At 73.5% G+C, this 24,273-nt stretch carries 20 protein-coding genes and 1 pseudogene; 9 read left to right on the forward strand and 12 right to left on the reverse strand.

Features of this window, described 5'->3' with window-relative positions:
• Positions 1-9 precede the first annotated feature (9 nt).
• From ACI2L3_RS06455 to ACI2L3_RS06465, 3 genes are all read left to right on the forward strand, one after another.
• Entirely contained in the window at positions 10-1,176 is a 1,167-nt protein-coding gene (locus ACI2L3_RS06455) for an AAA family ATPase (RefSeq protein ID WP_404751156.1), read from the forward strand.
• Between the two features lie 30 nt (positions 1,177-1,206).
• A complete protein-coding gene (locus ACI2L3_RS06460) occupies positions 1,207-1,572 on the forward strand; it encodes a nucleotide pyrophosphohydrolase (protein ID WP_404751157.1) in 366 nt (121 codons plus the stop codon).
• Positions 1,573-1,733: 161 nt separating this feature from the next.
• Complete coding sequence (locus ACI2L3_RS06465) at positions 1,734-2,234, forward strand: DUF6099 family protein (protein ID WP_404751158.1); 501 nt, start codon at positions 1,734-1,736, stop codon at positions 2,232-2,234.
• Between the two features lie 74 nt (positions 2,235-2,308).
• Here the strand turns inward: ACI2L3_RS06465 and ACI2L3_RS06470 are convergent, their stop codons facing one another.
• A complete protein-coding gene (locus ACI2L3_RS06470; protein WP_404751159.1) occupies positions 2,309-2,569 on the reverse strand; it encodes a hypothetical protein in 261 nt (86 codons plus the stop codon).
• 247 nt (positions 2,570-2,816) lie between these two features.
• Here ACI2L3_RS06470 and ACI2L3_RS06475 point away from each other — a divergent pair, with 247 nt between their 5' ends.
• From ACI2L3_RS06475 to ACI2L3_RS06490, 4 genes and pseudogenes are all read left to right on the forward strand, one after another.
• Positions 2,817-3,740 carry an LLM class F420-dependent oxidoreductase gene (locus ACI2L3_RS06475; protein WP_404751160.1) on the forward strand — a complete coding sequence of 308 codons (924 nt, stop codon included), beginning with the start codon at positions 2,817-2,819 and terminating at the stop codon, positions 3,738-3,740.
• Between the two features lie 238 nt (positions 3,741-3,978).
• Positions 3,979-5,388 (forward strand): family 2B encapsulin nanocompartment shell protein, encoded by a 1,410-nt coding sequence (locus ACI2L3_RS06480; RefSeq protein WP_404751161.1) that lies wholly within the window; start codon positions 3,979-3,981, stop codon positions 5,386-5,388.
• 54 nt (positions 5,389-5,442) lie between these two features.
• Positions 5,443-6,570 (forward strand): annotated as a pseudogene (locus ACI2L3_RS06485) (family 2 encapsulin nanocompartment cargo protein terpene cyclase); the annotation flags it as partial.
• A gap of 16 nt (positions 6,571-6,586) precedes the next feature.
• Positions 6,587-7,465, forward strand: a complete 879-nt coding sequence (locus ACI2L3_RS06490; RefSeq protein ID WP_404751162.1) for a geranyl diphosphate 2-C-methyltransferase — start codon at positions 6,587-6,589, stop codon at positions 7,463-7,465.
• Positions 7,466-7,529: 64 nt separating this feature from the next.
• Here the strand turns inward: ACI2L3_RS06490 and ACI2L3_RS06495 are convergent, their stop codons facing one another.
• Genes ACI2L3_RS06495 through ACI2L3_RS06525 form a run of 7 tightly spaced genes read right to left on the reverse strand, consistent with a single transcriptional unit; the run spans position 7,530 to position 14,843 of the window.
• Positions 7,530-8,735, reverse strand: coding sequence for an NADase-type glycan-binding domain-containing protein (locus ACI2L3_RS06495; protein WP_404751163.1), 1,206 nt, complete (start codon positions 8,733-8,735; stop codon positions 7,530-7,532).
• A 2-nt stretch (positions 8,736-8,737) separates the two neighbouring features.
• Positions 8,738-9,334: a phage tail protein gene (locus tag ACI2L3_RS06500; RefSeq protein WP_404751164.1), complete on the reverse strand. Its 597-nt coding sequence runs from the start codon at positions 9,332-9,334 to the stop codon at positions 8,738-8,740.
• On the reverse strand, positions 9,331-11,292 hold the full coding sequence (locus tag ACI2L3_RS06505; protein WP_404751165.1) for a putative baseplate assembly protein: 1,962 nt from the start codon (positions 11,290-11,292) through the stop codon (positions 9,331-9,333). Before ACI2L3_RS06505 ends, ACI2L3_RS06500 begins: the two co-directional genes overlap by 4 nt.
• 6 nt (positions 11,293-11,298) lie before the next feature.
• Entirely contained in the window at positions 11,299-11,712 is a 414-nt protein-coding gene (locus tag ACI2L3_RS06510; protein ID WP_362991588.1) for a GPW/gp25 family protein, read from the reverse strand.
• A gap of 11 nt (positions 11,713-11,723) precedes the next feature.
• On the reverse strand, positions 11,724-13,643 hold the full coding sequence (locus tag ACI2L3_RS06515) for a VgrG-related protein (RefSeq protein WP_404751166.1): 1,920 nt from the start codon (positions 13,641-13,643) through the stop codon (positions 11,724-11,726).
• Positions 13,640-14,404 carry a LysM peptidoglycan-binding domain-containing protein gene (locus ACI2L3_RS06520; RefSeq protein WP_404751167.1) on the reverse strand — a complete coding sequence of 255 codons (765 nt, stop codon included), beginning with the start codon at positions 14,402-14,404 and terminating at the stop codon, positions 13,640-13,642. Before ACI2L3_RS06520 ends, ACI2L3_RS06515 begins: the two co-directional genes overlap by 4 nt.
• Before the next feature lies 1 nt (position 14,405).
• Positions 14,406-14,843 carry a phage tail protein gene (locus tag ACI2L3_RS06525; RefSeq protein WP_404751168.1) on the reverse strand — a complete coding sequence of 146 codons (438 nt, stop codon included), beginning with the start codon at positions 14,841-14,843 and terminating at the stop codon, positions 14,406-14,408.
• Positions 14,844-17,747: 2,904 nt separating this feature from the next.
• On the opposite strand from ACI2L3_RS06525, the gene ACI2L3_RS06530 reads away from it, so the two are divergent.
• Entirely contained in the window at positions 17,748-18,110 is a 363-nt protein-coding gene (locus tag ACI2L3_RS06530) for a hypothetical protein (RefSeq protein ID WP_404751169.1), read from the forward strand.
• Between the two features lie 458 nt (positions 18,111-18,568).
• Here ACI2L3_RS06530 and ACI2L3_RS06535 read toward each other — a convergent pair whose 3' ends face one another.
• Genes ACI2L3_RS06535 through ACI2L3_RS06550 form a run of 4 tightly spaced genes read right to left on the reverse strand, consistent with a single transcriptional unit; the run spans position 18,569 to position 21,238 of the window.
• Positions 18,569-18,727: a DUF6760 family protein gene (locus tag ACI2L3_RS06535; RefSeq protein WP_404751170.1), complete on the reverse strand. Its 159-nt coding sequence runs from the start codon at positions 18,725-18,727 to the stop codon at positions 18,569-18,571.
• A complete protein-coding gene (locus tag ACI2L3_RS06540) occupies positions 18,724-19,146 on the reverse strand; it encodes a hypothetical protein (RefSeq protein ID WP_362991601.1) in 423 nt (140 codons plus the stop codon). Before ACI2L3_RS06540 ends, ACI2L3_RS06535 begins: the two co-directional genes overlap by 4 nt.
• A complete protein-coding gene (locus ACI2L3_RS06545; protein WP_223777379.1) occupies positions 19,146-19,589 on the reverse strand; it encodes a phage tail protein in 444 nt (147 codons plus the stop codon). Before ACI2L3_RS06545 ends, ACI2L3_RS06540 begins: the two co-directional genes overlap by 1 nt.
• 59 nt (positions 19,590-19,648) lie before the next feature.
• Positions 19,649-21,238 carry a phage tail sheath family protein gene (locus ACI2L3_RS06550; RefSeq protein WP_404751171.1) on the reverse strand — a complete coding sequence of 530 codons (1,590 nt, stop codon included), beginning with the start codon at positions 21,236-21,238 and terminating at the stop codon, positions 19,649-19,651.
• A 614-nt stretch (positions 21,239-21,852) separates the two neighbouring features.
• On the opposite strand from ACI2L3_RS06550, the gene ACI2L3_RS06555 reads away from it, so the two are divergent.
• On the forward strand, positions 21,853-24,273 hold a 2,421-nt coding region (locus tag ACI2L3_RS06555), incomplete at its 3' end, for a BTAD domain-containing putative transcriptional regulator (RefSeq protein ID WP_404751172.1).

Here is a 24,273-nt window from a genome sequence, read left to right on the forward strand (position 1 = left end):
GTTCCGGGCATGACGGTGCATTCCCGGATCACGGCTGCGGAGACGCCCGCGGGCCAGGGCCGGCCGCAGGTCACCGAGCTGCGGCTGTCCGCCTACGCCGGACACCGCGCCGCGGTGCTCCCGTTCGGCCCGATGACCCTGCTCACGGGGCCGAGCGGCAGCGGCAAGTCCAGCGCCCTCGGCGCGTACGAGGCGTTGGCGAGGCTCTGCGCCGGCGCGGAGCTGCCCGACGTCTTCGCGGACCCCGTGGCGTGCGTGCCCGAACGCGCCCGCGCCGACGGCCAGCGGCGGCGCGGCTTCCGCATCGGCTGCACGGTCGACGGACCCGCGGGCACCGTCCGCCTCGACCTCGCCGTGCAGGCCGAACCCGAACTGCGGGTCGTCGGCGAGCGGCTGACCCGCGACGGCCTGGTCCTCCTCGAGACGGCACTGCGCGACCCCGGCCGGCGCGTGGTCCAGGCGGCCTGGCACACCGCGGGCACGTCGCCCGTGACGCGCGCCCCGATGCCGGACGACCGGCTCGGCACGGCGCTCGTGCCGCTGCGCGTGGCGGGGAAGACCGACGGGCAGCGCCTGGTGCTCGCGGCGGCGGAGCAGGTCGTGGTCGCGCTGCGCTCCGCGTACGCCTGCGACCCGCGGCCCAGCCGCATGCGCGCCCCCGTCCCCGCGGGCCTGATCGGCACGGGCCGCCTCCTGGGCGGCTGCGACAACCTCGCCGAAGTCCTGTGGCGCACCCGCTCGGAGTGCGCGATCCGGCACGGGATGCTCGTCTCCGCGGTGCGCTCCGGATGCGCGGGGCCGGTCGCCGACGTCTTCGCCGAGGAGGTGGAGGACGGCGCGGTGCACGCCTTCATCGACCGCGGCGGCGGCGTGCGCACGCCTCTCGGGCGGCTCGGCGACGGCGAGTTGCGGTACCTCGCCCTGGCGCTGGTGCTGCTCACCGGGCCCGGCGTGCTCGCCGTCGACCCGGTGGCCGAGGTGCCGCAGGCGTACCAGACCCTGACGGTGCTCGCCGACGGCCTGGACCGGCGCCTCGACACGCGGCAGTCCCGGGCCCTCGGCGAACTGGCGGCGCGCACCTGCGAGCGCGGGCACATCCGGCTGGTGGGGGCGGTGGGGGACGCGTCCTGGGCGGCCGACGCCGCGGGGGCCTCGGTGGTGGACCTGAGGCCGTGACGCGACGACCTCGGTGATAGACCTGAGACCGTGACGGAACGACTTGACGTGGCGGTACTGCAGCGCAGGCTGGCCGAGTTCGCGGCGGCGCGCGACTGGGAGCAGTACCACACCCCCAAAAACCTGGCCGCGGCGCTCAGCGTGGAGGCGTCGGAACTGGTCGAGATCTTCCAGTGGCTGACACCCGAGGAGTCCGCGCGCGTCATGGAGGACTCCGAGCGCGCGCCCCGGGTGGCGGACGAGGTGGCCGACGTCCTCGCGTATCTGCTGCAGTTCTGCGAGGTGCTGGGGATCGACGCGCTGGCGGCGCTTGCCGCGAAGATCGAGCGGAACGAGCGGCGCTTCCCGGTGCCGTCCGCGGATCCCGCCGCAGATCCCGCCGCGGACGGTTCCTGAGCCCTTCCGACAGTGCTGGAACTGATCCTTCCGATATTTTCGTCACTCTCCGTAGTGAATGGCTTGTCCATACTCGATTACTTGTCCACAGAATTCCGGCTTCCCCTGGCTTTTCGCCCGGATGGGCATCACTCTGGGTAGTGGACAGGGAGGGGGCGGGCATGAAGGCGATGCGGCTCATCGAGGCGAACCGTCGCGCTCTGGCGCGCAGTCAGGATCCCGCGGACATCGTCGTGGAGGTCTGGCAGTCGCAGGCGCTGGCGCAGGCGATCGGCAGCCATCTCGCGGTCGCGGGCCCGCCCGAGTTACGGGGCGAGGCGCTGGGCCTGAGCGAAGTGGGCGGCCGGGCCTGCGGGGTGCTCGACGCCCCGCGGCTCGGCACCGAGGACATACGGGCGGCCCGGCTGACGGAGACCGGCGACGCCCACCAGGTTCTGCGCGGCCTCGGCAGACTCCTCGGCGAGGTCGGCATCGCGCTCGTCGGCGTCGCGATGGGCGCGGAGGAGGAGGGGGCGTACTGGCAGTGCATGGAAGCGATCGACGCCGCCGACGAGTCGCGGGACCGGGTGCTCGAGATGTTGCGCAGACTCGCGGCGCGGGAGGAGAGCCTGCCCGACCCCGACTCGGCGACGGGACCTGTGGGCCCTGTGGGGCCGTCGTGAGGCGGCTCCGCGCCGACGACCTCACGGGGGCGCGGGGGCGCGAAGGCCCCGGGAAGGGGGTCGCGCCGGTGGCGTCAGGAGTGGCCGGGCTCGTCGTCGCCCTGCTGGCCCGCGCCCGCCGCGGCTCCGGGAGGCGGGGACTGCCGCAGGTCGGCGCCGAGGCGGCTCAGATCCGCGTTGAGCGCTTCCATCAGCTCGTCCATCTGCTGCAGCAGGCCCTTGGGCGCGCCCCGCTGTGCGGGCGCGGTCGCATCGTGTGCGGTCCCCAGGTCAAGCCGGCCGGGCTGGTCGGACTGGCAGGGCTGGTCGGGGTCGGGCACGGCTTCCTGGGACATGGCGGCCTCCTCGGTCCTCGCCCTCCCACCCGGGGAAGGCAGCTGACGCGGGCGGCGCACCGGCTGCGGTCGCCGGTGCGGGTGCCGGGCGGCCCGGCTCCGCCCGAGCCAACGACCACCCGGCGGACGCGGTCACTGGGCCGGACCCGCGCCGCCGCCGCGTTGACGCTATTTCACCCGACCGGGGCGCCGGGGGATCGGCGGGACCAGCGGGGTTGACCGGCGTTCGAGCGTGCAGGATGGAGCCATGGATCTTCGAATCTTCACGGAGCCCCAGCAAGGGGCCACCTACGACACCCTGCTCACCGTCGCCAAGGCCGCCGAGGACCTCGGTTTTGACGCCTTCTTCCGCTCGGACCACTACCTGCGCATGGGTTCGGTCGACGGGTTGCCGGGGCCCACGGACGCGTGGATCACGCTCGCCGGTCTCGCCCGTGAGACCAAGCGGATCAGGCTGGGCACGCTCATGACCGCCGGCACGTTCCGGCTGCCGGGGGTCCTCGCGATCCAGGTGGCGCAGGTGGACCAGATGTCGGGCGGCCGGGTCGAACTGGGGCTTGGCGCGGGCTGGTTCGAGGAGGAGCACAAGGCGTACGGCATCCCCTTCCCCAAGGAGAAGTTCGCCCGCCTCGAGGAGCAGCTGGAGATCGTCACCGGGCTCTGGGCGACGGAGCCCGGCAAGACCTTCAGCCACGACGGCAAGCACTACCAGCTGACCGACTCCCCGGCCCTGCCCAAGCCGGCACAGGGCAAGGTGCCGGTCCTGATCGGCGGCCACGGCGCGACCCGCACCCCGCGCCTCGCCGCGCAGTACGCCGACGAGTTCAACATCCCCTTCGCCTCGATCGAGGACAGCGAGCGGCAGTTCGGGCGGGTCAGGGCCGCCGCCGAGCAGGCCGGGCGCAAGGGCAGCGATCTGGTGTACTCCAGCGCGCTGGTGGTCTGTGTCGGCAAGGACGACGCGGAGGTGGCCCGGCGCGCGGCGGCCATCGGCCGCGAGGTGGACGAGCTCAAGGCGAACGGCCTGGCGGGGTCGCCCGCCGAGGTCGTCGACAAGATCGGGCGGTACGAGGCGATCGGCGCGAGCCGCATCTACCTCCAGTGTCTGGACCTGGCCGACCTGGACCACCTGGAGCTCATCTCCTCGCAGGTGCAGTCGCAGCTGTCGTAGCGCGACGGCCGGCCCTGTACGTGGCCGCCGGGCTCGCCCCTCCGGTGCCCGGCGGCCACTTCGCGCGATGTCGGTTTCCGGCCCCGTGGCTGGATAAACCAGACATCCGGATAAACCTGATGCGCGGCAAGATCGCTGCATCGAATTAACTGCACAGCGTTTTCAGGCGAGTTGATCGTGGCGGGCGTTAGCTTTCCCGTGGATCTGGACGGATACGTCACAAAGGAGAATTCGCCTGATGACCGTTGAGACCAGCCCGGAAGAGCGGCTGGAGCCGTCCCGGCAGTCCAGCCTGAGCACGGCGGCTGCCCGCAATCTCGCCACCACGACCAAGTCCGCCCCTCAGATGCAGGAGATCACCTCGCGGTGGCTGCTGCGGATGCTCCCGTGGGTGGAGACCAAGGGCGGCACCTACCGGGTGAACCGCCGGCTGACCTACACCGTCGGCGACGGGTGCATCGAGTTCCTCCAGGACGGCGCCGACGTCCGGGTGGTGCCCCGCGAGCTCGGGGAGCTGGCCCTGCTGCGCGGCTTCGACGACGACGAGGTGCTGACCGCGCTGGCCGACCGGTTCGAGCAGCGCGACTTCCGCGCCGGTGAGGTGCTTGTCACGCGGGGCGCCTCCGCCGACCGGATCCATCTGATCGCGCACGGCCGGATCAGCCAGACCTCCGTCGGCAAGTACGGCGACGCGGTCGACGTCGCCGTACTTGCCGACGGAGGGCGGTTCGGCGAGGACGCCCTGCTGGACGCCGACGCCAGGTGGGGCTTCACCGCCACCGCCGAGACGGCAGGCACCCTGCTCACCCTGTCCCGCGCCGACTTCGCCGCCGTGCTGTCGTCGGCGCCGGGGCTGCGGGACCACGTCCGGGAGTTCACCTCGCGGTCCGTGCCCCGGCAGACCCGGCACGGCGAGGCCGAGATCGCGATGTCCGCCGGACACACCGGGGAGGCCCCGCTCCCGGGCTCCTTCGTCGACTACGAACTGAACCCGCGGGAGTACGAACTCTCCGTCGCGCAGACCGTTCTGCGGGTCCACACGAGGGTCGCGGACCTCTACAACGGGCCGATGAACCAGACCGAGGAACAGCTCAGGCTCACCGTCGAGGCGCTGCGCGAGCGCCAGGAGCACGAGCTGATCAACAACCGGGAGTTCGGTCTGCTCCACAATGCCGCCTTCAAGCAGCGCATCCAGAGCCACTCGGGCCCGCCCACCCCGGACGACCTCGACGATCTGCTCTGCCGCCGCCGCGGCACCAAGTTCTTCCTCGCCCACCCCAGGACCATCGCGGCCATCGGCCGGGGATTCACCGCCTGCGGGCTCTACCCGGACAACGTCGACCTGGGCGGACAGCAGGTCCCGGCCTGGCGCGGCGTCCCGATCCTGCCCTGTAACAAGATCCCCATCACCGAGCAGAACACCAGCTCCATCCTCGCGATGCGTACCGGCGAGAAGAACCAGGGCGTCATCGGGCTGCACCAGACCGGGCTGCCCGAGGAGTACGAACCGGGCCTCTCCGTGCGCTTCATGGGCATGAGCGAGCAGGCGATCATCTCCTACCTCGTCACCGCCTACTACTCGGCCGCCGTCCTGCTGCCCGACGCGCTGGGCGTGCTGGAGAACGTGCAGATCGCCCGCAGGCCCTAGCCCGCCGCCCCACCCGGCACTCACCCAGTGACCCAGGAGCCACGGATGCCCGATCTGCAAAGAATCCTGCGCGGCCCGAGCGGCCTCGGCACGGCGGGGCTGTACCTGAGCCGGCCCGAGGAACCGGCGTCGCCCCCCGTACCTGACGTACCCGAGGTACCCGTCGTACCCGAAGTGGCCGTCGAACTCGACGATCCGGCCGAGGGCAAGGCCATCCCGGGCCTCTATTACCACCCCGTGCCGCCGCCCGACCCGGCGCGAGTGGCGGAGGTCAGCCGTCGGATCAAGGCGTGGGCGGTGGAGGAGGTGCAGGCGTTCCCACCGGAGTGGGAGGACCAGTTCGACGGCTTTTCCGTCGGCCAGTACATGGTCGCCTGCCACCCGGACGCCCCCACCGTCGACCACCTGATGATCGCCACCCGGCTGATGGTCGCGGAGAACGCGGTCGACGACTGCTACTGCGAGGACCACGGCGGCTCACCCGTCGGACTCGGCAGCCGTCTCCTGCTGGCCCACACGGCCCTCGACCCGCTGCACACGACGAAGGAGTACGAACCGGGGTGGACGGAGTCACTCCAGTCGGACGGGCCGCGGCGCGCCTACCGCTCCGCCATGGCGTACTTCCTCCAGCACGCCACCGCCTCGCAGGCCGACCGGTACCGGCACGACATGGCGCGGCTGCACCTCGGCTACCTCGCCGAGGCCGCGTGGGCCGAGACGGACCACGTCCCCGAGGTGTGGGAGTACCTGGCGATGCGCCAGTTCAACAACTTCCGCCCCTGCCCGACGATCACCGACACCGTCGGTGGCTACGAACTCCCCGCCGACCTGCACGCGCAGCACGCCATGCAGCGCGTCATCGCGCTCGCCGGCAACGCCACCACCATCGTGAACGACCTGTACTCCTACACCAAGGAGCTCGAAAGCCCCGGCCGCCACCTGAACCTGCCCGTGGTGATCGCCGAACGGGAGGACGTCTCCGACCGGGACGCCTATCTGAAGGCGGTCGAGGTCCACAACGAGCTCATGCACGACTTCGAAGCCGAGGCCGCCGCCCTGGCGGCCGCCTGCCCCGTCCCGAGCGTGCTGCGTTTCCTCCGGGGCGTGGCCGTCTGGGTCGACGGCAACCACTACTGGCACCGCACCAACACCTACCGCTACCGCCTGCCCGACTTCTGGTAAAGGAGCCGACACCACTGTGACCAGCACCGAATTCGCCAACGCCACGTCCCTCCCCATCCCCGCCCCCGCGTCCCCCTATCAGGGCGACATCGCCCGCTACTGGGACGGCGAGGCCCGGCCGGTGAACCTGCGCCTCGGCGACGTCGACGGGCTCTACCACCACCACTACGGCATCGGCGACGTCGACCACGAAGCCCTCGGGAACGTCGACGACAGCGGGTACGAGAAGAGGCTCATCGCCGAGCTGCACCGGCTGGAGTCGGCGCAGACCGAAGTCCTCCTGGAGCAGCTCGGCCCCGTCGGGCGTGACGACACCGTCGTGGACGCGGGCTGCGGGCGGGGCGGCTCGATGGTGATGGCCCACCAGCGCTTCGGGTGCAAGGCCGAGGGCGTCACCCTCTCCGCCAAGCAGGCCGAGTTCGCCAACCGGCGCGCCAGGGAGCTCGGCATCGAGGACCACGTCCACGCCCGCGTCTGCAACATGCTCGCCACGCCCTTCGACACCGGCCAGGCCACGGCGTCGTGGAACAACGAGTCGAGCATGTACGTCGACCTGGACGACCTCTTCGCCGAGCACTCCCGCATCCTCGCGCCCGGCGGCCGCTACGTGACGATCACCGGCTGCTGGAACCCGCGGTACGGCCAGCCCTCGAAGTGGGTCTCCCAGATCAACGCGCACTTCGAGTGCAACATCCACTCCCGCCGGGAGTACCTGAAGTCCATGGCCGACAACCGTCTCGTGCCGACGGCCATCGTCGACCTGACGGAGGCGACGCTGCCCTACTGGGAGTTGCGGGCGACGTCGTCGCTGGTCACCGGCATCGAGGAGGCGTTCATCAACTCATACAGGGACGGTTCGTTCCAGTATCTGCTGATCGCGGCCGACCGCGTCTGACCGGCCGGGCGGCGCGGAGTGACAGGGCCGGGGCCGGTGGTGTTCACCGGCCCCGGCCCCGCTGTCACTGACCGGTGGAGGAGCGGCCGAAGAACTCCAGCTCGGCGACAGCCACTTGGCGGCCCTTGCCGGCGCCGTACGCGGAGCGCAGGACCAGCCGCGCGCTGACCGCGTCCCGCACGCGGACGTCGACCTTCTGCACGCCGCCGTCGTTGATCCGGCGGTGCATCGTGTGTTCCTTGCCCGCTGAGTCGCTGACCACCAGGTCGAACTCCATCGGCCTCGCCTGCGCGGCGGCCTGCGCGCTGCGCGGTGAAGTGCCGGGGGTGATCAGGAGGTTGAGCAGGTCGGTGGGCTGGCCGAAGTCGGCCTGCAGCCACTGGCCCGCCGAATCGCCCGAGTAGCCGGTGCCCCACCAGGTGTTGGAGTAGCCGTCGAAGGCGAGCTTCGCCGCCTGCTTCGGTGCGGCGTGCGAGGCGCTGTAGTCGGTCGGGTGGACGGGGACCCGCTTGGCGAAGTGGTCCTGCACGGCCCGCGCGGCCGGCGGCCCGCCGAAGATCCCGCCCACCACCAGGCCGACGACCACCGCGATGCCCACGGCCCGGGCGATCCAGCGGGTGCGGTCGCGGTGCAGCCGGGGCCGCTGACCGGCGTACGGGCCCTCGGCGGCCGGGGTCGCGGAGTCCTTGAGGGGGTTCGCGCAGCTGCGGCAGAAGTGCCGGCGGGGGGCGTTGGGCGTCCCGCAGCTCGGGCAGGGTGCTCCGGACTCGGGTTCGACGGCCACGGCGGCCTGTCGTACGCGGGGCCGGGGCGCGTCGGGCCTGCCCGGCAGCACGCTGCCCGGCGTCTCCGGCGGCCCGACGGCCTCCCCCTCAGGCACCGGTACGAGCAGCGACCGTATGGCGGTGTCGGAGGAGGACGGAGGCGGGGACGAGGGCGCGGGTTCCGTGGGGCCGGTGGGTCCCGTGGACGGGAGGGGGACGGTGGTGTCCGTGGCACCGGCGTCGGCTCCCGATCCCGCCCCTGTCCCCGATCCGGCCGGCGGCGGCACGTCCGCCGCATCGGCGGCGGGAGCCGCGGACGCGCTGCCCGCGCCCCCGGCCGGCGTGTCCCAGCGCAGGAACGCGCCGCAGGAGTCGCAGAAGGACTGGCCGTGCTGGCGGACCGGTGTGCCGCACTCGGGGCACGGGCGCGTAGTGGCGGAGGGGTTCGGCATCTCGTTCGTCCCGGGCTGGTTGTTCGACGGTGGCTGTGCGGGGCTGGTGGACATCTTCAGGTCCCTTCGGGGGCAGGTGTGGAGGTCACCTCGGCCGTGAAGGGGAGGTGGGCGGGGCGGGCCGCCGCGACGACGGACCGCAGCCGGTGCGGGTCCACCGACGCCGCGTCGTGCACCCGCAGGGTGACGTGCAGGGCGGGGCGCGGGGTGCCGGGGAAGGCGCCGAGCGGGCGCGCGGACCACGTCGCGCCGCCGCTCTCGACGATCTCGGGGCGTACCCCGAAGGCGAGTTCGACGGCGGCGGACAGGCCGCGCCTGGTGCCGCGGACGCGGTGCAGGTCGACGGCGGAGGCGACGGCGTACCGGCGCGTCCGCAGCGGTTCGGTGCCGTCGAGCTCCGTGCCGACCCAGTCCGTCAGCCAGCCGAGGAAGTCCTCGGGCGCCAGCGACGGCGTGAAGTACGCCTCCAGGGAGTCGAGGACGGTGAAGACGGGCGCGAGCACGACGTCGAGGCCGGAGACGAACCGCAGCGCGAAGTCGTCGTCGGCGAACACGGCGGGCAGCTGCTCCCCGATGGGATGCGCGGACCGCACCTGCGGCAGCGCGCCCCGGAAGCCCGGCGCCGACGCGGCGCCCTTCTCCAGGCTCGTCATCGGGCCTCGATCACGCGGACGCGGTGGTCGAAGGGGAAGAGGAGCGCGGAGGGCGCCAGGTCGATGCGGTCCGTGGCGTCGCCGCGGCGGCCGGTGAGGGGGTCGGCGGGGTGCAGCAGGACCTCGTCGACCAGCTCCACACCCGGCACCCGCTGGAGCGCGGCGAAGATCTCGCCGGCGCGCAGCGGGCGGCCGAACGGCCAGCCCTCGCCGTGCGCGCCGCCGGTCAGCGGGTCGAGGTAGGCGTACAGCGCGTCGAGCGCCTCGGTCCGCACCCGCTCGGCCTGCGCGGCGCGGAAGGAGTGCAGCGTGGCGACGACCGTGACGCCCTGGTAGAAGGGCGGACCGACGGAGAGGCGGGTGCCGAGCGGGCGGCGGTCGTCGAGGAAGTGGGTGACGCGGGAGAGGAGCTCCTCGCCGGGCACCAGCTGCTCGAAGCGGAGCCGGCCGCCCCGGTCGGGCACGGCCTGGGGGACGACGAGGACCCGGACGGCGTTCTCCCCGACGTCCGCGGAGTCCGCGGCCAGGCAGTGGATGCGGGCCGTCTCGGGGGCGGCCCGCCGCGCGAGTTCCTCGTAGTCGCGCGCCGTCACCGCCCGCTCCTGGGCGCGCAGCGCGATCGGCGCGCGGACCTTCGCCTCCTGCACGGTCTCGCCGTCCACGCCGCCGCGCGCCGCCTCCCGGTTCTCCACCCGGGCGACGTACGGAATGGAGCTGCGCAGGACCTGGATGGCGCCGCGGGCCACGTTGCCGGTGCGGCCGCCGCCCGTGCGGTAGCGGGTGGCGCGGATCGCCGCGCCCTTCGCGGGCACCGCGCCGAACTGCCGCAGCGTGCCGTCCGGTTCGCGGACCGCGGGGCCGAAGGCGACCTCGCCGGTCGTCGCGTCCAGCGTGACGTGGGGGTCGTACGGTCCCGAGGCGGCGAAGTCGTCCACGACCTGCCACTCGGCCCAGCCCGCGCCCTCGCCGTCCGAGATCTCCAGGACGAGCGGCGGCCGGTCGGCGACCACCGGCGCCTGGGCGAGCCGGACGCGCTGTCCGGGGACGCCCGTGGAGTCGCCGAGGAGTTCGTCGCGCACGACGTCCGCGTGGGCGACGACGGTCGTGCCGCCGATGGTGAACGCGGACGCGGACCGCACGGTCGGAGACGCGCTGTAGAACGGCTGACCCTTGGCGGCCTCGACCACCCGGCAGCGCACCCAGCCCGCGTCGAGCCGCCCCACGCGGGACACGATGTGACCGGCGGGGACGTGCAGGACGACCTCGCCGGGCTTGTTGAGGCCGCCGGTGGAGTCTTCGTCCACCTCACACTCCGTCCAGCCGTCCGCCGTCCACGCCTCCCACACCAGCGGGGGCTGGCGCGGGTCGACGCCGACGCCGTCCACGCGGCTGTCCAGCTGGAGCACGGCCGCGCAGCGCGGCACCGCGGCGCTCAGCCCGAAGAGCAGCGTGTCGCCGGGGCGCGGCGCGGCCGCGAAGGCCGCCACGTCACGGCCGCCGAAGACGTCCTGCCCGACGTCCTGCGGCGTGCCGCCGTCCTCCTGCCGCAGTACGGCCGACAGTTCGCAGGGCACCACGGTCAGATCCGCCTCGGTCGCGAAGGCCACCGCCTCCTCGGTCTCGGTGCGGCCGGTCGCCACCTCCGTGCCGGCGGGCAGCACCACCGGCTCGGCCTGCGGCGCGGACAGCCAGAACGTGACGTCCGCGCGGGCCGCCGAGGGCGGGAAGAGGGTGACGCCGAGCAGGTCGAGGAAGGCCAGGTGGTTCTTCTCCGGCACGCGGTTGAGGCGGTAGACGATCTGGTCGGCCATGTGCGCGACCGCCTCGACGAGGGTGACACCCGGGTCGGAGACGTTGTGATCGGTCCACTCCGGGCAGCGCTGCTGGATGTAGCGCTTGGCGTCGTCGACGAACTGCTGGAAGCGCCGGTCGTCGAGGTGGGGTGCGGGCAGGGCCATCGGACTTCAGACTCCGCTCTCTGATTCCGTGGACGGGATCACGTAGAAGGGGAAGACGAGACTGCGCGGGTTGTTGGTGCCGCGCACGGTGTAGCTCACGTCGATGAACAGGACGGACGGCTCGTCGGGCGCCGGGCTGACCTCGACGTCCAGGACCTCGATGCGCGGCTCCCAGCGGTCGAGCGAGGACCGCACCTCGTACCGGATGCGGCCCGCCGTCGCCTCGTTGACCGGCGCGAACACCATGTCGTGGACGGCGCAGCCGAACTCGGGCCGCATCGGACGCTCGCCCGGCGCGGTGGCGAGCACCAGCCGGATCGCCTCCTCGATCTCGCGCTCGCGCCGCGCCAGCGCGATGCCGCCGCCGGCGTCCGTACGCAGCGGAAACGTCCAGCCCGCACCGACGAACTGCTCACTCATCTCTGCCCCCCTTAGAACGGAATGCCGTTGCGCAGCACGGCAGGAGCGGTCAGCGCGACGGTCGCCGGCGAGGTGATGGCCGCCGCCGCGCCCGCGTTGACGGCGACCGCGCCCGCCGCGGTGACGGAGACCGCGCCGACCGCGTTCACGGCGACCGCGCCCGCCGACTTGAGACTGACGACGCCGGTCGCGTTGATGTCCGCCATGCCGCCCGCGTTGACGCCGAACTTCGCGCCCGCCTTGATGTCGATGGCCCCGCCCGCGCTCATCGTCAGCGAACCGCCCGCGGTCAGCGACAGGTTGCCGCCCGCCCTGACGCTGACGTTGCGCGTCCCCTGGATCGACACGGAGCCGTCGCTGCGGATGGTCACGCTGGTCCGCGCCTCGTCCATGTGGACGGTGAGCCGACCATTCCCGGTCTGCAGCCGAATGCCGCTCTTCATACGGGACTTGGCGTCCACGAGCTCCACGGTGTGACCGCTGCGCGAGGCCATCGACCGCCAGTTGACCCGGCCGCTGGTCGGATCGATCGGCTGCAGACCGTCCGTGTTGGGCGTCGGCTTGTCGACGCCGTTGTACAGCCCGGCCAGCACGTACGGATGCTCCAGCGAGCCCCGGTCGAAGGCGACGAGCACCTCGTCGCCCACCTCGGGCAGCATCAGACCACCGCCCCGCACCCCGCCGAGCTGCGCGATGCGGCACCAGTCGCTCTCGTACGTGTCCGAGAGCCACGGGAAGCGCAGCTTCACCCGGTTCAGCCGGAGCGGGTCCTTGGCGTTGCTGACCAGCGCCATCGCGACGCCCGGCATCGGCGGCGCGGCGTCCACGCCACCGGAGGCGAGCCCGTAGAGGGAGCGGAACTGCCGCCCGGACACGGTCAGCCAGGTCATGAACTGCCGCCCGGACTCGAAGAGATGCCGCACCCCGGTCGCCGTGTACTTCCCCTCGAACGGGAACCCGGCGCCCTTCAGCGCCACGGGCTGCCCCGGCCGCAGATCCGGATTGCCGGTCACCGCGACCTCGACCTCCGCGAACGACCCCGCCACGTCGTCGGCCAACGACCGTGCGGCGTGCGTCACTTGGGCCTGCGTGGTGTACGGCGTACCGGTGTCCGTCAGCTCGGCCCTGCCGAACGGCTGGGAGAGCTGCGCGGGCGTGATGTCGGCGACGATGTCCTTGCTGCGGACGGCCGGTGACTGCGCGGACAGCGGCCGCTTGGTCCGCATGTCCCAGCCGCGCACCCCGGCCGTGGCGACCTGCCCGGCGGCGGTCACCGCGACGCGGCTGTGCAGCGCGTTGTGCCCGAACTCCAGGACGTACGGGCTCTGCGCGGCAGGAGTCGTGTCCGACGGCGCGCCCGCCGCGGGGTTGAGCTTGGCGAAGCAGAGCTTCCCGTCCGCGTCGAAGGACAGGTGCGTGTCGTTCTCCTGGGCGAGCCGGGAGAGGAAGTCCCAGTCGGTGATGTTCGGCTGGGTGGCCAGTTCGTACACCGTCGGTGTCGACTCGATCTTGCCGAGCTTGAGCTTGCTGAGCCCGGCGACGCGGCGCACGATGTCCGACGCCGTCATGTTCGGATAGCCCTGGACGCGGCGGTTGCGCAGCAGCCGGTGCCCCGGGTCGTAGCCGCGGACGACGAGGGACTTGCCGCCGCCGTCCGCGTCCACCTCCAGGGCGGTGACCTCACCGGTCAGCATGGGCTTGCCGCGCACCCCGTCGGTGAAAGGGCTGAGGACGGCCTTGGCACCGACTTTGATCTGCGGAAACTTCTCCAGGATGTCCCCGCCCGTGTCGGCGAAGGTCAGCTGGAAGGCTGACGGCACGTTCACGCTGGAGTCCACCCAGCCCTCGACGAGCAGCACGGCGAGCTTGTCGGGCAGGACGGACCCGCCGATCTCGGCGTGCAGGACGCTCGTGTACGTCTTCTCACTCATGCGGACTCCATGGGCGTGGGGACGGTGGCGGGGCCACCGGGGCGGGCCTCGTCGGAGGCGGGCAGCAGCAGCTCGGTGCCGGGCCGCAGCCGCATCGGGTCGTCGATGTCGTTGGCCTCCGCGATCAGCCGCCAGCGGGTGGCGTCCCCGTACTCCCGCCAGGCCAGCGACGCCAGCGAGTCCCCCGCGACGGTGCGGTGCACACGGCGCGCGGAGAGCGCGCCCGAGGTCGGGTTCTGCCCCTTCGTGGGCATCGCGACCTCGGTCAGCGAGAGCGAGCAGGTGGCGCGGATCGGCTCACCGGTCGGATTGAACAGCGTGTACGTGGCGCTGACATCGGTCACGTACGCCACGAACTGCACCGTGTTGAACGACCCCCACGAGAACCGCACCCACGGCGGCGACGGCCGCTTCGAGGTGACACTCTGCGGCGTCACCTCGCAGCACGACAGAAGCATTTCGACCTGCTTCTGCACCTTCCCCGCGTTGGGCGTACCGGAGGAGTCGAGGAACACCTCCAGCTTGAGGGTGGCGGGCGCGGCGCCGGTGAACTTCGGCGGGGCGCCGCGCGTATAGGCGACGGCACGCTGCGTACGCCACTCGGCCGACCGCCCCATCTGCAGCTGCGTCGGATTGAACTGGAACTCCACCTCACCGATCCGCCCGCCCATCGACCCGCCCAGGTCGGTGGGCGGCTGGTGAATGGCGAGCGCGGCACGCACCAGGCTCGCGCCGGCCCGGCCGCCGGTCGGCGCGGCCATCTCAGGCACCCCCCGCGTCGGTGAACCCGTGATGCGCGATCTCCAGCGTCTCCGTCGCCACGGCCGGGCTGTCCGGGCTCAGACTCGGCCCCTGCCAGCGCACGGGCAGCACCTCGACGAGCCCCCACTGCGCGACGACGGAACCGTCCGCGCGCAGCGCCGCGATCTGTGCCGTGGGCCGTGAGATCCCCGTCGCGATCGACGAGATCCAGGCGGCCACGCGCGACGTGTCGGCGGTCAGCGGCCGGGTGAGCCGGATGGTGGAGAACGTCACCCGGGTGGGCAACTGCCAGACGAACCCGTTGTTCCCGCCCTCCTGCCGCTGCTCCACCTCCACCTCGGACGACAGCCCGTCGCACCCGTTGAACAGGCCGAGGTCCTGGCCGTCGATGGTGAGCTTGAAGAAGACGGTGGAGCCGGGGTCCAGTGGCGAGGGCATGGGTTCTCTTTGCTGTGGAGGAGACGGAGGGCGGCGGGGCCGGGAGGGAGCGCGGGTTGTGGCTAGCGGCCGTGGTCGCGCAGGCGGCCGACCCGCTCACGGTCGCTGCGCAGCTCCGCGCGGAGCAGTCGCGAGAGGGGAGCGAGGAGGCGTCGGGCCAGATCGTCCAGGTCGGCGGGGGTGGCTTCGGGGGCGGGAGCGGGAGCGGGTTCGGAGGCGGGGGCAGGGGCCGCGGCTGGGGCGGGAGGGGTCTGGCTGCGTTGTGCGGGGGTGGGGCTATGGCGGGGTGGTGGGGCAGATGGTGCCTGCGGGGCAGGAGTGGGCGGGGGAGCGGGAGTGGGGGTGGGTGCGCTGCGCTGGACGGTTTTGGGGCGCACGGGCGAGGGGGCCGGGGTCGGGACGTGACGAGGTGTCCGGGGCCCGGAGTTGTTGCCGAGCGGTACGACGACGGGGGCGCCGCCGTTGCGGGACTGGGACGCGGTGTCCGATGAACGTTGGAGCGGTACGGGGGTGGCTGCCGTGGGCGCGCCGCCCTCAACCGGTTTGCTGACGGGGCCCGTTGCCGCTTCCCGCGCTGAGGGGGTGCGAGTCGTCAGCCCTCGGGTGGGAGACAGGGGCAGGCGGGTGCCGTGGGGCTCCGCCGGGCGGTAACTGCCGGGTGCGATGCGGCGGTTGACGGGGACGACGGGGAGGGGTTCCGGGCGTGCGGGTGCGGGTGCCGGGGCTGGTTCCGGTATGGGGGCCGGTGTGGGCTCGGGCTCGGCCGCGGGTGCGGGTGCGGGGGCAGGGGTGGACTTGGTGCTCGCCGACTTCTGGACGGGGGTGACCGGCGCGCCGATCGCGGTGCGGCGGGGGCGGTCCTGGGGTGCCGGCGGTCCGGAGGGGGCGGGGGCTTGGTTCATGGGCTGCCCGAGCCCCGGGCGCGGGGCGCCGGTCGACGCCGTGGCGCCGTCTTCCTGCGCGCGCCGGACCCGGCGTACGAGAGGCCGTCGCTGTACGGGCTGAACGGGGGAATTCGCCCGCACAGCGACGGGGTCCGTGGCCGCGGACGCGGCGTGCGTCCCCGGGCCGGTGGGGGGCACCGGCCCGGGGACATCGGTGGGCCGGACGGGAGTGGTGGCGTCCGGCGGGGGAGGGCTTGAGGGCGCGGGGGACGTGCCGTCGGCGGACGGGGCGTCGACGGGGGCGGTCGTACGACGGGTTCCGACCGGGAAGATCTGCCGCTCCGGTACGACGGCGGGCGCGGCGGACACGAGCGGGGAGCGCCCTGTCCGCGACCGCTGCACGAGGGGCACGGGACGCGGACCCGCACCCGCGCCCACCGGACCGGCCGCGGTCGGGGTGCCGCTCGCGCCCGGCACGGGAATGGCCCGGGCGCTGGTGAGCGGGGCGGTGCCGGGGGTGATCACGGCTGTGGTTGAGGTGGTGGTGGTTCGCTGCGCGGCTGTGGGGTGGTTGGAGGTGGGGGTGGTGGGTGTGGCCTGGGTGGGTGTGGTCCGGCCGGGAGTGGTCTGGCCCGGTGTGGCCTGAGCGGGTGTGGCCTGGCGGTGTGTGGCCTCGGCGGGTGTGCCCTGGCCGGGAGTGGTCCGGCTGGGCGTGTTCAGGGCGGGTGTGCTCCGGGCGGGAGTGTTTTGGCCCGGTGTGGTCCGGCCGGTTGTGGCCTGGCCGGGGGTGGTCCGGCCGGATGTGTTCTGGCCGGGAGTGGTCCGGCTGGGCGTGTTCAGGGCGGGTGTGCTCCGGGCGGGAGCGTTTTGGCCCGGTGTGGCCCGGCCGGTTGTGGCCTGACCGGGAGTGGTCCGGCCGGATGTGTTCTGGCCGGGCGTGGCTGCCGTGCGCGGTGTGACGGGCGAGGGCACGCCGCCGCTCGGCACGGCACCCGCGCGGCTGCTCCCGTTCCCGTTCCCGTTGCCGTCGCCGTGCGCGTCGCGCCTCGGCTGCGGGGCGGTTGCGGCGGAGGGGGCTGCGGCGGGGGCCGGGGACGTCTGTGTGCTGGGGTGTGAAGCCTGCCGCTGGGCGGGACGGTGCGGCTGGGCTTCTGGGGTGGGCGCCGCGTTGGACGGCTGCGGTGCGTGCGTGCGGGGGCTTGCAGCCTGCCGCTGGACGGGGCGCCCCGCGGCGGGGTCGTGAGCCTGCGCGCCGGGGGCGGGCGGCACTGCTCCGTGCGGGGGTGCACCGGTGGGCAGGTCCGGGCTGCTGCCGGGCGTCGTCTCGTGCGCGGGGCCCGTCGGGGTCGCGGCCTGTCGCTGGACGGGGAGGCCCGCGTCCCCGAGGAGGGGCTTGGTCGCGGGTGCGCCCGTGGGGCGCTGGGGTGCGGTGGGGGCCGTGGTGCGGGGTGCCTGAACTCCGGGAGTGGGAGCCGGAGTTTCCGTCGCCGGAGCAGGCGTGTCGGTACGTCCGGCGCGCGGCGTTTCGAGCGCACGACCCGGCGACGTGGTGGTGCGGCGCTGGGCCGAACTGTCCGTGCTGGTGCCCGGGGAGGGGGTGCGGGGGGCCTGCGTTCCGGGGGCGGGCATGGCCGTACCGCTGGTGCGTGGCGCTTCGGCCTGGGGGCTCGCCGGGGCGGCGGTCCGGCGCTGGACGGGGCGGCCCGTGTCGGCTCCGGGGGCGGAGGCAGACCGGGAGGCCCGTGCTTCGGGCGCAGGGGTGCGCGCGTTGTCGGCGTGCGGTGCCGGCGCCTTGGGGCTCTGCGCTCCGGGAGCGGGAGTCGCTGCTACGGGACCAGGTGTGGTCGTACCCCTGTCGCGTGGTGCTTCGGGGGCGGGGCTCGGCGGGGTGGTGGCGCGGCGCTGGACGGGCCGGTCCTGGCCGGTGCTGGGCGAGGCGGTCCGGGAGGGCTGCGCTTCGGGTGCAGACGTGTGTGCGCCGCCGGCCTGCGGTGTGGCCTGTCCCCGTAGGGGCGTAGCCGTGCCGCTGTCGCGCGATGCCGCCGTCTCGGGGGGCGCCGGGGTGGCGGCCCGGCGCTGGGCGGGGCGGTCCGTGTCGGTGTCCGGGGAGGCGTACGTCCCGGGGGCGGGCGTCGTCGTACGGCTCGTGCTCGGCGTTGCGTGCGCGCCGCTCGGCGACGTGGTGGCCCGGCGCTGCACCGGGCGGTGGGCCTCGGCACCGGGGGACTCCGCCCCGGCGGTACGCGTCCCGGCTGCCGTACGACCGCCGCCCCGCACCGCGTCCTTCGCGGCCGGCGACGGGACATCCGCCCGCTGGACGGTACGACCGGCGGGAGCGGGGGCACCAGGCTCACCCGGCTCACCGGGCTCACCCGGCTCGTGAGGCCGTTCCGCCTCCGGCAGGCCCCGCACCGGCAGCCGCAGCGACGGCAGGTCGAGGTCGCCGGGGCGGCCGGCGACCGGTGTCAGGACGTCGCGCAGCAGGCCCCCGGGGGCCGAGGCCCGCACGGCGTGGCCCAACTCGCCGCCGAAGGACGGGTTCTGGTGCGTGGCGAGCATCGCGCCGAAGCCCTGCTCCGCGACCGTACGCGGCGCCCCGAGCACACGCTGGACCGGCGGAAGGGCAGCCCAGCCACCGTCACCGGCACGAGCACCAGCACCAGCACCGGCACCCGGGTCGGCAACCGCACCCGCACCGGCCGCGTCACCCGCACCCGAAACGCCCGCGCCCGACGCCACCGCGTCGCCCCGCGACCCCCGCCGCCACCTGAACAAGCCCATCACTTACCTCGACTGCCTCGACTCACCGACCCCGACCGGTCCCGGTCACCCCGCCGACCCTCACTGCCTCGCCTCCGACTGCTCCACCAACTTCCCGGTCCGCGCCACGTACGCGCGCCGGTCCGCGTGTTCGAGGTCGAGGATGTCGTCCATGCCCCAGTGGAAGTGGTAGGCGAGGTACGCGACTTCCTCCTCGATGCGGTCGGCCGCGTACGTCACGATTCCCCCAGGCGGCTCCCGGCCAGCTCCACCTCGAAGGACTCCGAGCAGTGCGGGCAGGCCACAGCCGCGCGGGTGTGGCCCTCCGCGTTGATCTGCCGGTAGAAGTCCTGGAGGAAGGCCAGGTCGGAGGCGAACATGTTCTCCACCGTGCCGTCGTGGACGGAGCCGAGCGTGCCAAGACGGGTGATGACCCGGCCGAGCAGCACCACGGACAGGTAGGCGGGGTTCTCGCGGACGCGGACGTCCCGCAGCGGCACCAGTTCGTCGCGTGCCGTCGCGAGCCGCATCGCGCCGTTGCGGTGCACGGTGCCGGACTCGTCCACGAAGCCGCGCGGCAGCTCGAACTCGAACTCCGTACGCAACGGTTCACGTACGTCCGCCCCCGCGTTCACCCCCGCCGGGCCTTCGCGCCGCATTATTCGATGACCAGCTCTTCGAAGACGATGGTGACCGCCTCGGTCAGCGCGGCGGCGTCGCCCGCCTTGACCCCGCTGGTCTCCACCTTGCTGCACCAGGCGTTGCGCAGGTTGTACCGCTTCACCGGGCTGTTCTGGTAGTCCATCATCATGATCGTGGCGTTCTTGCGCGCCGAACCCATGTCACCCGCGATGGACTTGTTGATCCACTCGCTGAAGACGGGGGACTGCGTCATGCCGCGGGTGACCGTGCACTCGCCGGCCTTCTTCACGCCGGGCATCTTCTTCACGACGGGCTTTCCGTCGGCCGACACCTGCTGGTACTCGATGACGTCCTGCTCCATGGAGAGGCCGCTGACCTCCTGGAGGTACTCGACCATGACGCCGTCGATCTGGAGGCCGAAGTTGTGTGTGGTGAGGGCGTCACCGGGCTGCAGAGACAAGGGGTTTCACTCCTGTTGTGATGGTTCTCGAAGGACGGGCCCTGGGGCGAGTACGCGGACTACTCCTCCAGCTCGCCGCCCCCGCCGGAGAACTGCGCGAGCCGGAACACCACGAACTCGGCGGGCTTGACCGGCGCGATGCCGATCTCGCAGACGACCCGGCCGAGGTCGACCGACTCGGCGGGGTTGGTCTCCTCGTCACACTTCACGTAGAACGCGTCCTCGGGGCGCGAGCCGAAGAGCGCGCCGGAGCGCCACTCGTTGACCAGGAACGCCGAGACGTTGCGGCGGATGCGCGCCCACAGGGCGTGGTCGTTCGGCTCGAAGACGACCCACTGGGTGCCGATGAGGATCGACTCTTCGAGATAGTTGAAGTAGCGGCGCACGTTCAGGTAACGCCAGGCCGGGTCGGACGCCATCGTGCGGGCGCCCCACACGCGGATGCCGCGGCCGGGGAACGCGCGGATGCAGTTCACGCCGACCGGGTTGAGCAGGTCCTGCTCGCCGCGGGTGATCTGCAGCTCCAGGTCCACGGCGCCGCGCACGATCTCGTTGGCGGGTGCCTTGTGCACACCGCGCTCGGCGTCGTTGCGCGCCCAGATGCCGGCCATGTGACCGGACGGCGGCACGACCACCGACTGGCCGGAGGCCGGGTCGAAGGACTTGATCCACGGGTAGTAGAGCGCGGCGTAGCGCGAGTCGTAACCGGCCAGCTCCTGGCGCCACTGCCGCACCTGGCGGGCGTTGAGCGACGGCGGCGGGTCGATGATCGCCATCCGGTCGCCCATGAGCTCGCAGTGCGCGATGAGGCCGAGCTGGACCGCCTTGACCTGCTCCTCGTCGATGAGGCCCTGCTGGTAGGCGGCCATCAGGTCGGGCACCGCCACCATGTTGACCTCGTCCAGGGCCTCCAGGCCGCCGAAGCCGGTGCGGTCCGCGGAGTCGCCGATGAACTGGGCGGTCTCGACGCGGTCCACGGCGCCGTTGGACGCGGGCACGGCGGGCGTGGCGGGCGCCGGCGGGGCGAGCGTCACGGTCTGCGCGTCGGGCTTGGCGAGCTGGCCGCCCGCCGCCTCCTCCAGGGCGATCGCCTTGGAGCGCTGCTTGACCTGGGTGACGACGTAGTTCCGCGCGGTTTTCTTCGCGCTGACGTCGAAGCTCTCGACGACCTTGTCGCCGTCCTTGACGATCAGCTTGAAGCGGTCGGCGGCGCCCTCGCCCTCGCCGTCCTGCACCTCGACGGTCAGGGCCCCGCCGTTCGCGGTGCCCGCGGTGATCGCCGACACCGAGAAGCTGCCGAGCGCCACGGGCTCGCCCGCGGTGATCTCCTTGGGCGCCTGGGCCTGCGCGGGCGCCGCGGACCGCTGCTGCGGGTCGGCGGCGTCGGAGCCACCGACCCGCACGACGTACGCGGCGGAACCGCCGTTGTTGAAGAACCCGTACACGGAGTGCGCCAGGTAGTACCCGTCCGTGAACTCACCGAACGCGGCCACGAACTGCGACCAGTTGGTCACCAGCGTCGGCTCGTTGAGCGGTCCCCGCGGTGCCAGGCCGACGAAGGCCGCAACGGACGTGCCGACCCCTTCGATGGGGCGTGAACCGCTGGCGACTTCCTCGATATAGACGCCGGGGGACAGGTAGTTGGGCATGCTGCTGTGCTCCAAGGTTCGAGGTGTGCGGGACCGGCGCACAGCCGGCACGGGTTCGTACCGTGTCGACGATGTCCCACGCGCGGGCCGGTGCGTAGAGACGGAAGGACGTCAGTGAGGGCAGATGCCGCTGCCCGTTCAGCCGCCGGACGGCAGGCGCGGACCTGCGCGTTCGCGCCGACCCGTGGTCCGGAGGCGGCGGGGCGGCCGGGTTGCCCGTCCGGTCACCCGCACGTGACCCGCACGTGACCCGCACCGGGTGCCGCCCGCCGTTTCCGCCGCCCGCCTGCCCCCTCCTTCACCCCTCCGGCCGAATGTCAGTGGTCCGTGGCGCATATGCCCCGCCCCACGTGTCCACAGCGTCAATACCTGGTCAACAAGGTGGCGCAAGTGTCACGCGTGGGTCGGGCACCCCGCGGGGCTGACGTAACGTTTGGTGCGTGCGGTCATGCGCCGCCGGTACGAACGGGCACTTCGAAGTGCGTCACGGGGCAAGGGGTGCGGGGCTGACGATGCGGGGCGACGCGGGCGGCTGTCGGGGCCGGGGCGGCGGGACGGCGGCCGGTCCGGGCGGTCCGGGCGGTCGGATCGGCCTGCGCGGTCCTGGTGCCCCGGTGGCCACGTCGGCCACGGCGGGCCCGGCCGAACCGGGCGGGGCGCTGTGGTTCCAGGTCCTCGGGCCGGTGCGGGCCTGGCGCGACGGGCAGCCGCTTCCGCTCGGGCCGCCGCAGCAGCGCGCGACCCTGGCGGCCCTGCTGCTGCGCGGCGGGCACCCGGCTTCGGCGTCCGAGTTGGTGGACGCGTTGTGGGACGAGGAGCCGCCGCCGCGCGCCGTCGGCACGCTGCGTACGTACGTCTCCCGGCTCCGCTCCCTCCTCGAACCCGACCGCCGCGCCCGCGAACCCGCCCGGCTCCTGGTGTCGGCCGGCGACGGGTACGCCCTGCGGCTTCCGCCCGGCTCCGTCGACGCGTCCGAGCTGGAGGACCGGGTGGCCGCGGCCCGCGAGCTGCGGGCCACCGGCGAACACGCCGACGCGCACGCCGAGTTGACCGCGGCGCTCGCCCTCTCCGACGGTGCCCCGCTGGCCGGGCTGCCCGGCCCCTACGCCCGCCGCCAGCGGGACCGGCTCACCGAACTGTCCGTCACCGCCCAGGAAGAATTCTTCGCCTGCGCCCTCGAACTGGGCTGCCACAGCGAGACGACCGCCCCGCTCAGCGTCTTCGCCGCCGAGCACCCGCTGCGCGAGCGCGCCCAGGCGCTGCTGATGCTCGCCCTGCACCGCGGCGGCCGACGCGCGGACGCCCTCGCCGTGTACGAGGCGACGCGCCGCACACTCGCCGACGAACTCGGCGTCGACCCCGGCAAGGAGCTCACCACGCTCCACGAGGGGCTGCTGAAGGGAACCCCGCCGAAGCAGGGGCAGGGGCAGGGGTACGAAGGTGCGGCCCCGCCCTCGCCACCGTTCCCGCCCCCGTCCCCATCTCCCCGCACGGAACACACCACCCGCCCCCTGCCCCTGAACGCCGCTTCCCCGGCCCCCACCCGTACCACCGCCCCCACCCCCCTCGTCCCTGCACAACTCCTCCCCGACATAACGGACTTCGCCGGACGTGAGGCCGAGGCGCGGCTGCTCACCGAGACGCTGCGCGCCGCCACGTCGGGGAGCACGATGGCCGTGGCCACGCTCACCGGTCTCGGCGGCGTCGGCAAGACCGCGCTCGCCGTGCACGTCGCCCACTCCTTACGCGAGGAGTTCCCCGACGGGCAGCTGTACGTGGACCTGCGCGGCGCCGACCCCGCGCCCGGCGTCGACAGCGGCAGCGCCCTCACCGGGTTCCTGCGCGCGCTCGGCATCCCCGAGAGCGCCGTGCCCGACGGCCTCGACCAGCAGACCGCCCTCTACCGCTCGCTCCTCGCCGGGCGGCGCGTCCTCGTACTCCTCGACAACGCGCGCGACACCGCCCAGGTGCGGCCCCTGCTGCCCGGCACCCCGGGCTGCGCGGTCCTCGTGACCAGCCGCTGGCGGACCATCACGCTGCCCGGCGCGCGCGTCGTCGACGTCGAGACGATGGACGAGCCGCAGGCGCTCGGGCTGCTCTCCGCGATGGCGGGCGCCCACCGCGTGGCCGCCGAACCGGAGGCCGCCCGCGAACTGGTCGCCACGTGCGGGGGGTTGCCGCTGGCCGTCCGTATCGCCGCCGCCCGGCTCGCCGCCAGGCCGGGCAGGCCCGTCGCCGACCTGACGGCGCGGCTGCGCGACGAGCGCCGCAGGCTGGACGAGCTGCGGGTGGACGACATGGGCGTGGAGGCCACGTTCCGGCTCGGCTACGAAGCGCTGGAGCCGGAGCTCGCCCGCGCCTTCCGCATGGTCTCGCTCTGCTACATGCCGTCCTTCTGCCGCGGCGCCGCGGGAGCGCTCCTCGACGTGAGCGACGAGGAGGCGGAGACGGCGGTGGAACGGCTCGTCGACGCCGGGCTGATGGAGCTGCACGGGGAGGACCGGTACCGGTTCCACGACCTGGTGCGGCTCTTCGCGCGCCGGCAGTGCGAGCTCCGCGAGAGCGCGGCGGACCGCGCCGGGGCGCGGCTCCGCTTCCTCGACTACGTGCTGGCCACCGTCATCACCGCGATCCGCCGCACGAAGCCGCACAGCGTACTGCCGCGACTGCTGCACAGCCCCGCCTCCGCGGGCAAGCCGCTCCCCGACGAGGCCGCCGCACGCGACTGGCTGGTCGTCGCACACTCCCGCCTGTGCGCGGCGGCGGAGGAGGCCCTGCGGGACGTCCCGGAGCCGACGGGCCACGCGCTGGGGGCGGGCCGGGCGCCGGGCGCGGGCCACGCGTCCGATGCGGGCCGCCGACCTGACGCGGGCGACGTGGCCGGTGTGGGTCGTCGGGCTGGCGCGGGCCACGTGCTGGACGCGGGCCATGCGTCGGCTGCGGGCCACGTGCTGGACGCGGGCCATGCGTCGGCTGCGGGCCACGTGCTGGACGCGGGCCATGCGTCGGCTGCGGGCCACGTGCTGGACGCGGGC

Origin of the sequence: Streptomyces sp. NPDC029674 (assembly GCF_044903205.1) — a bacterium.
GTDB lineage: Bacteria > Actinomycetota > Actinomycetes > Streptomycetales > Streptomycetaceae > Streptomyces.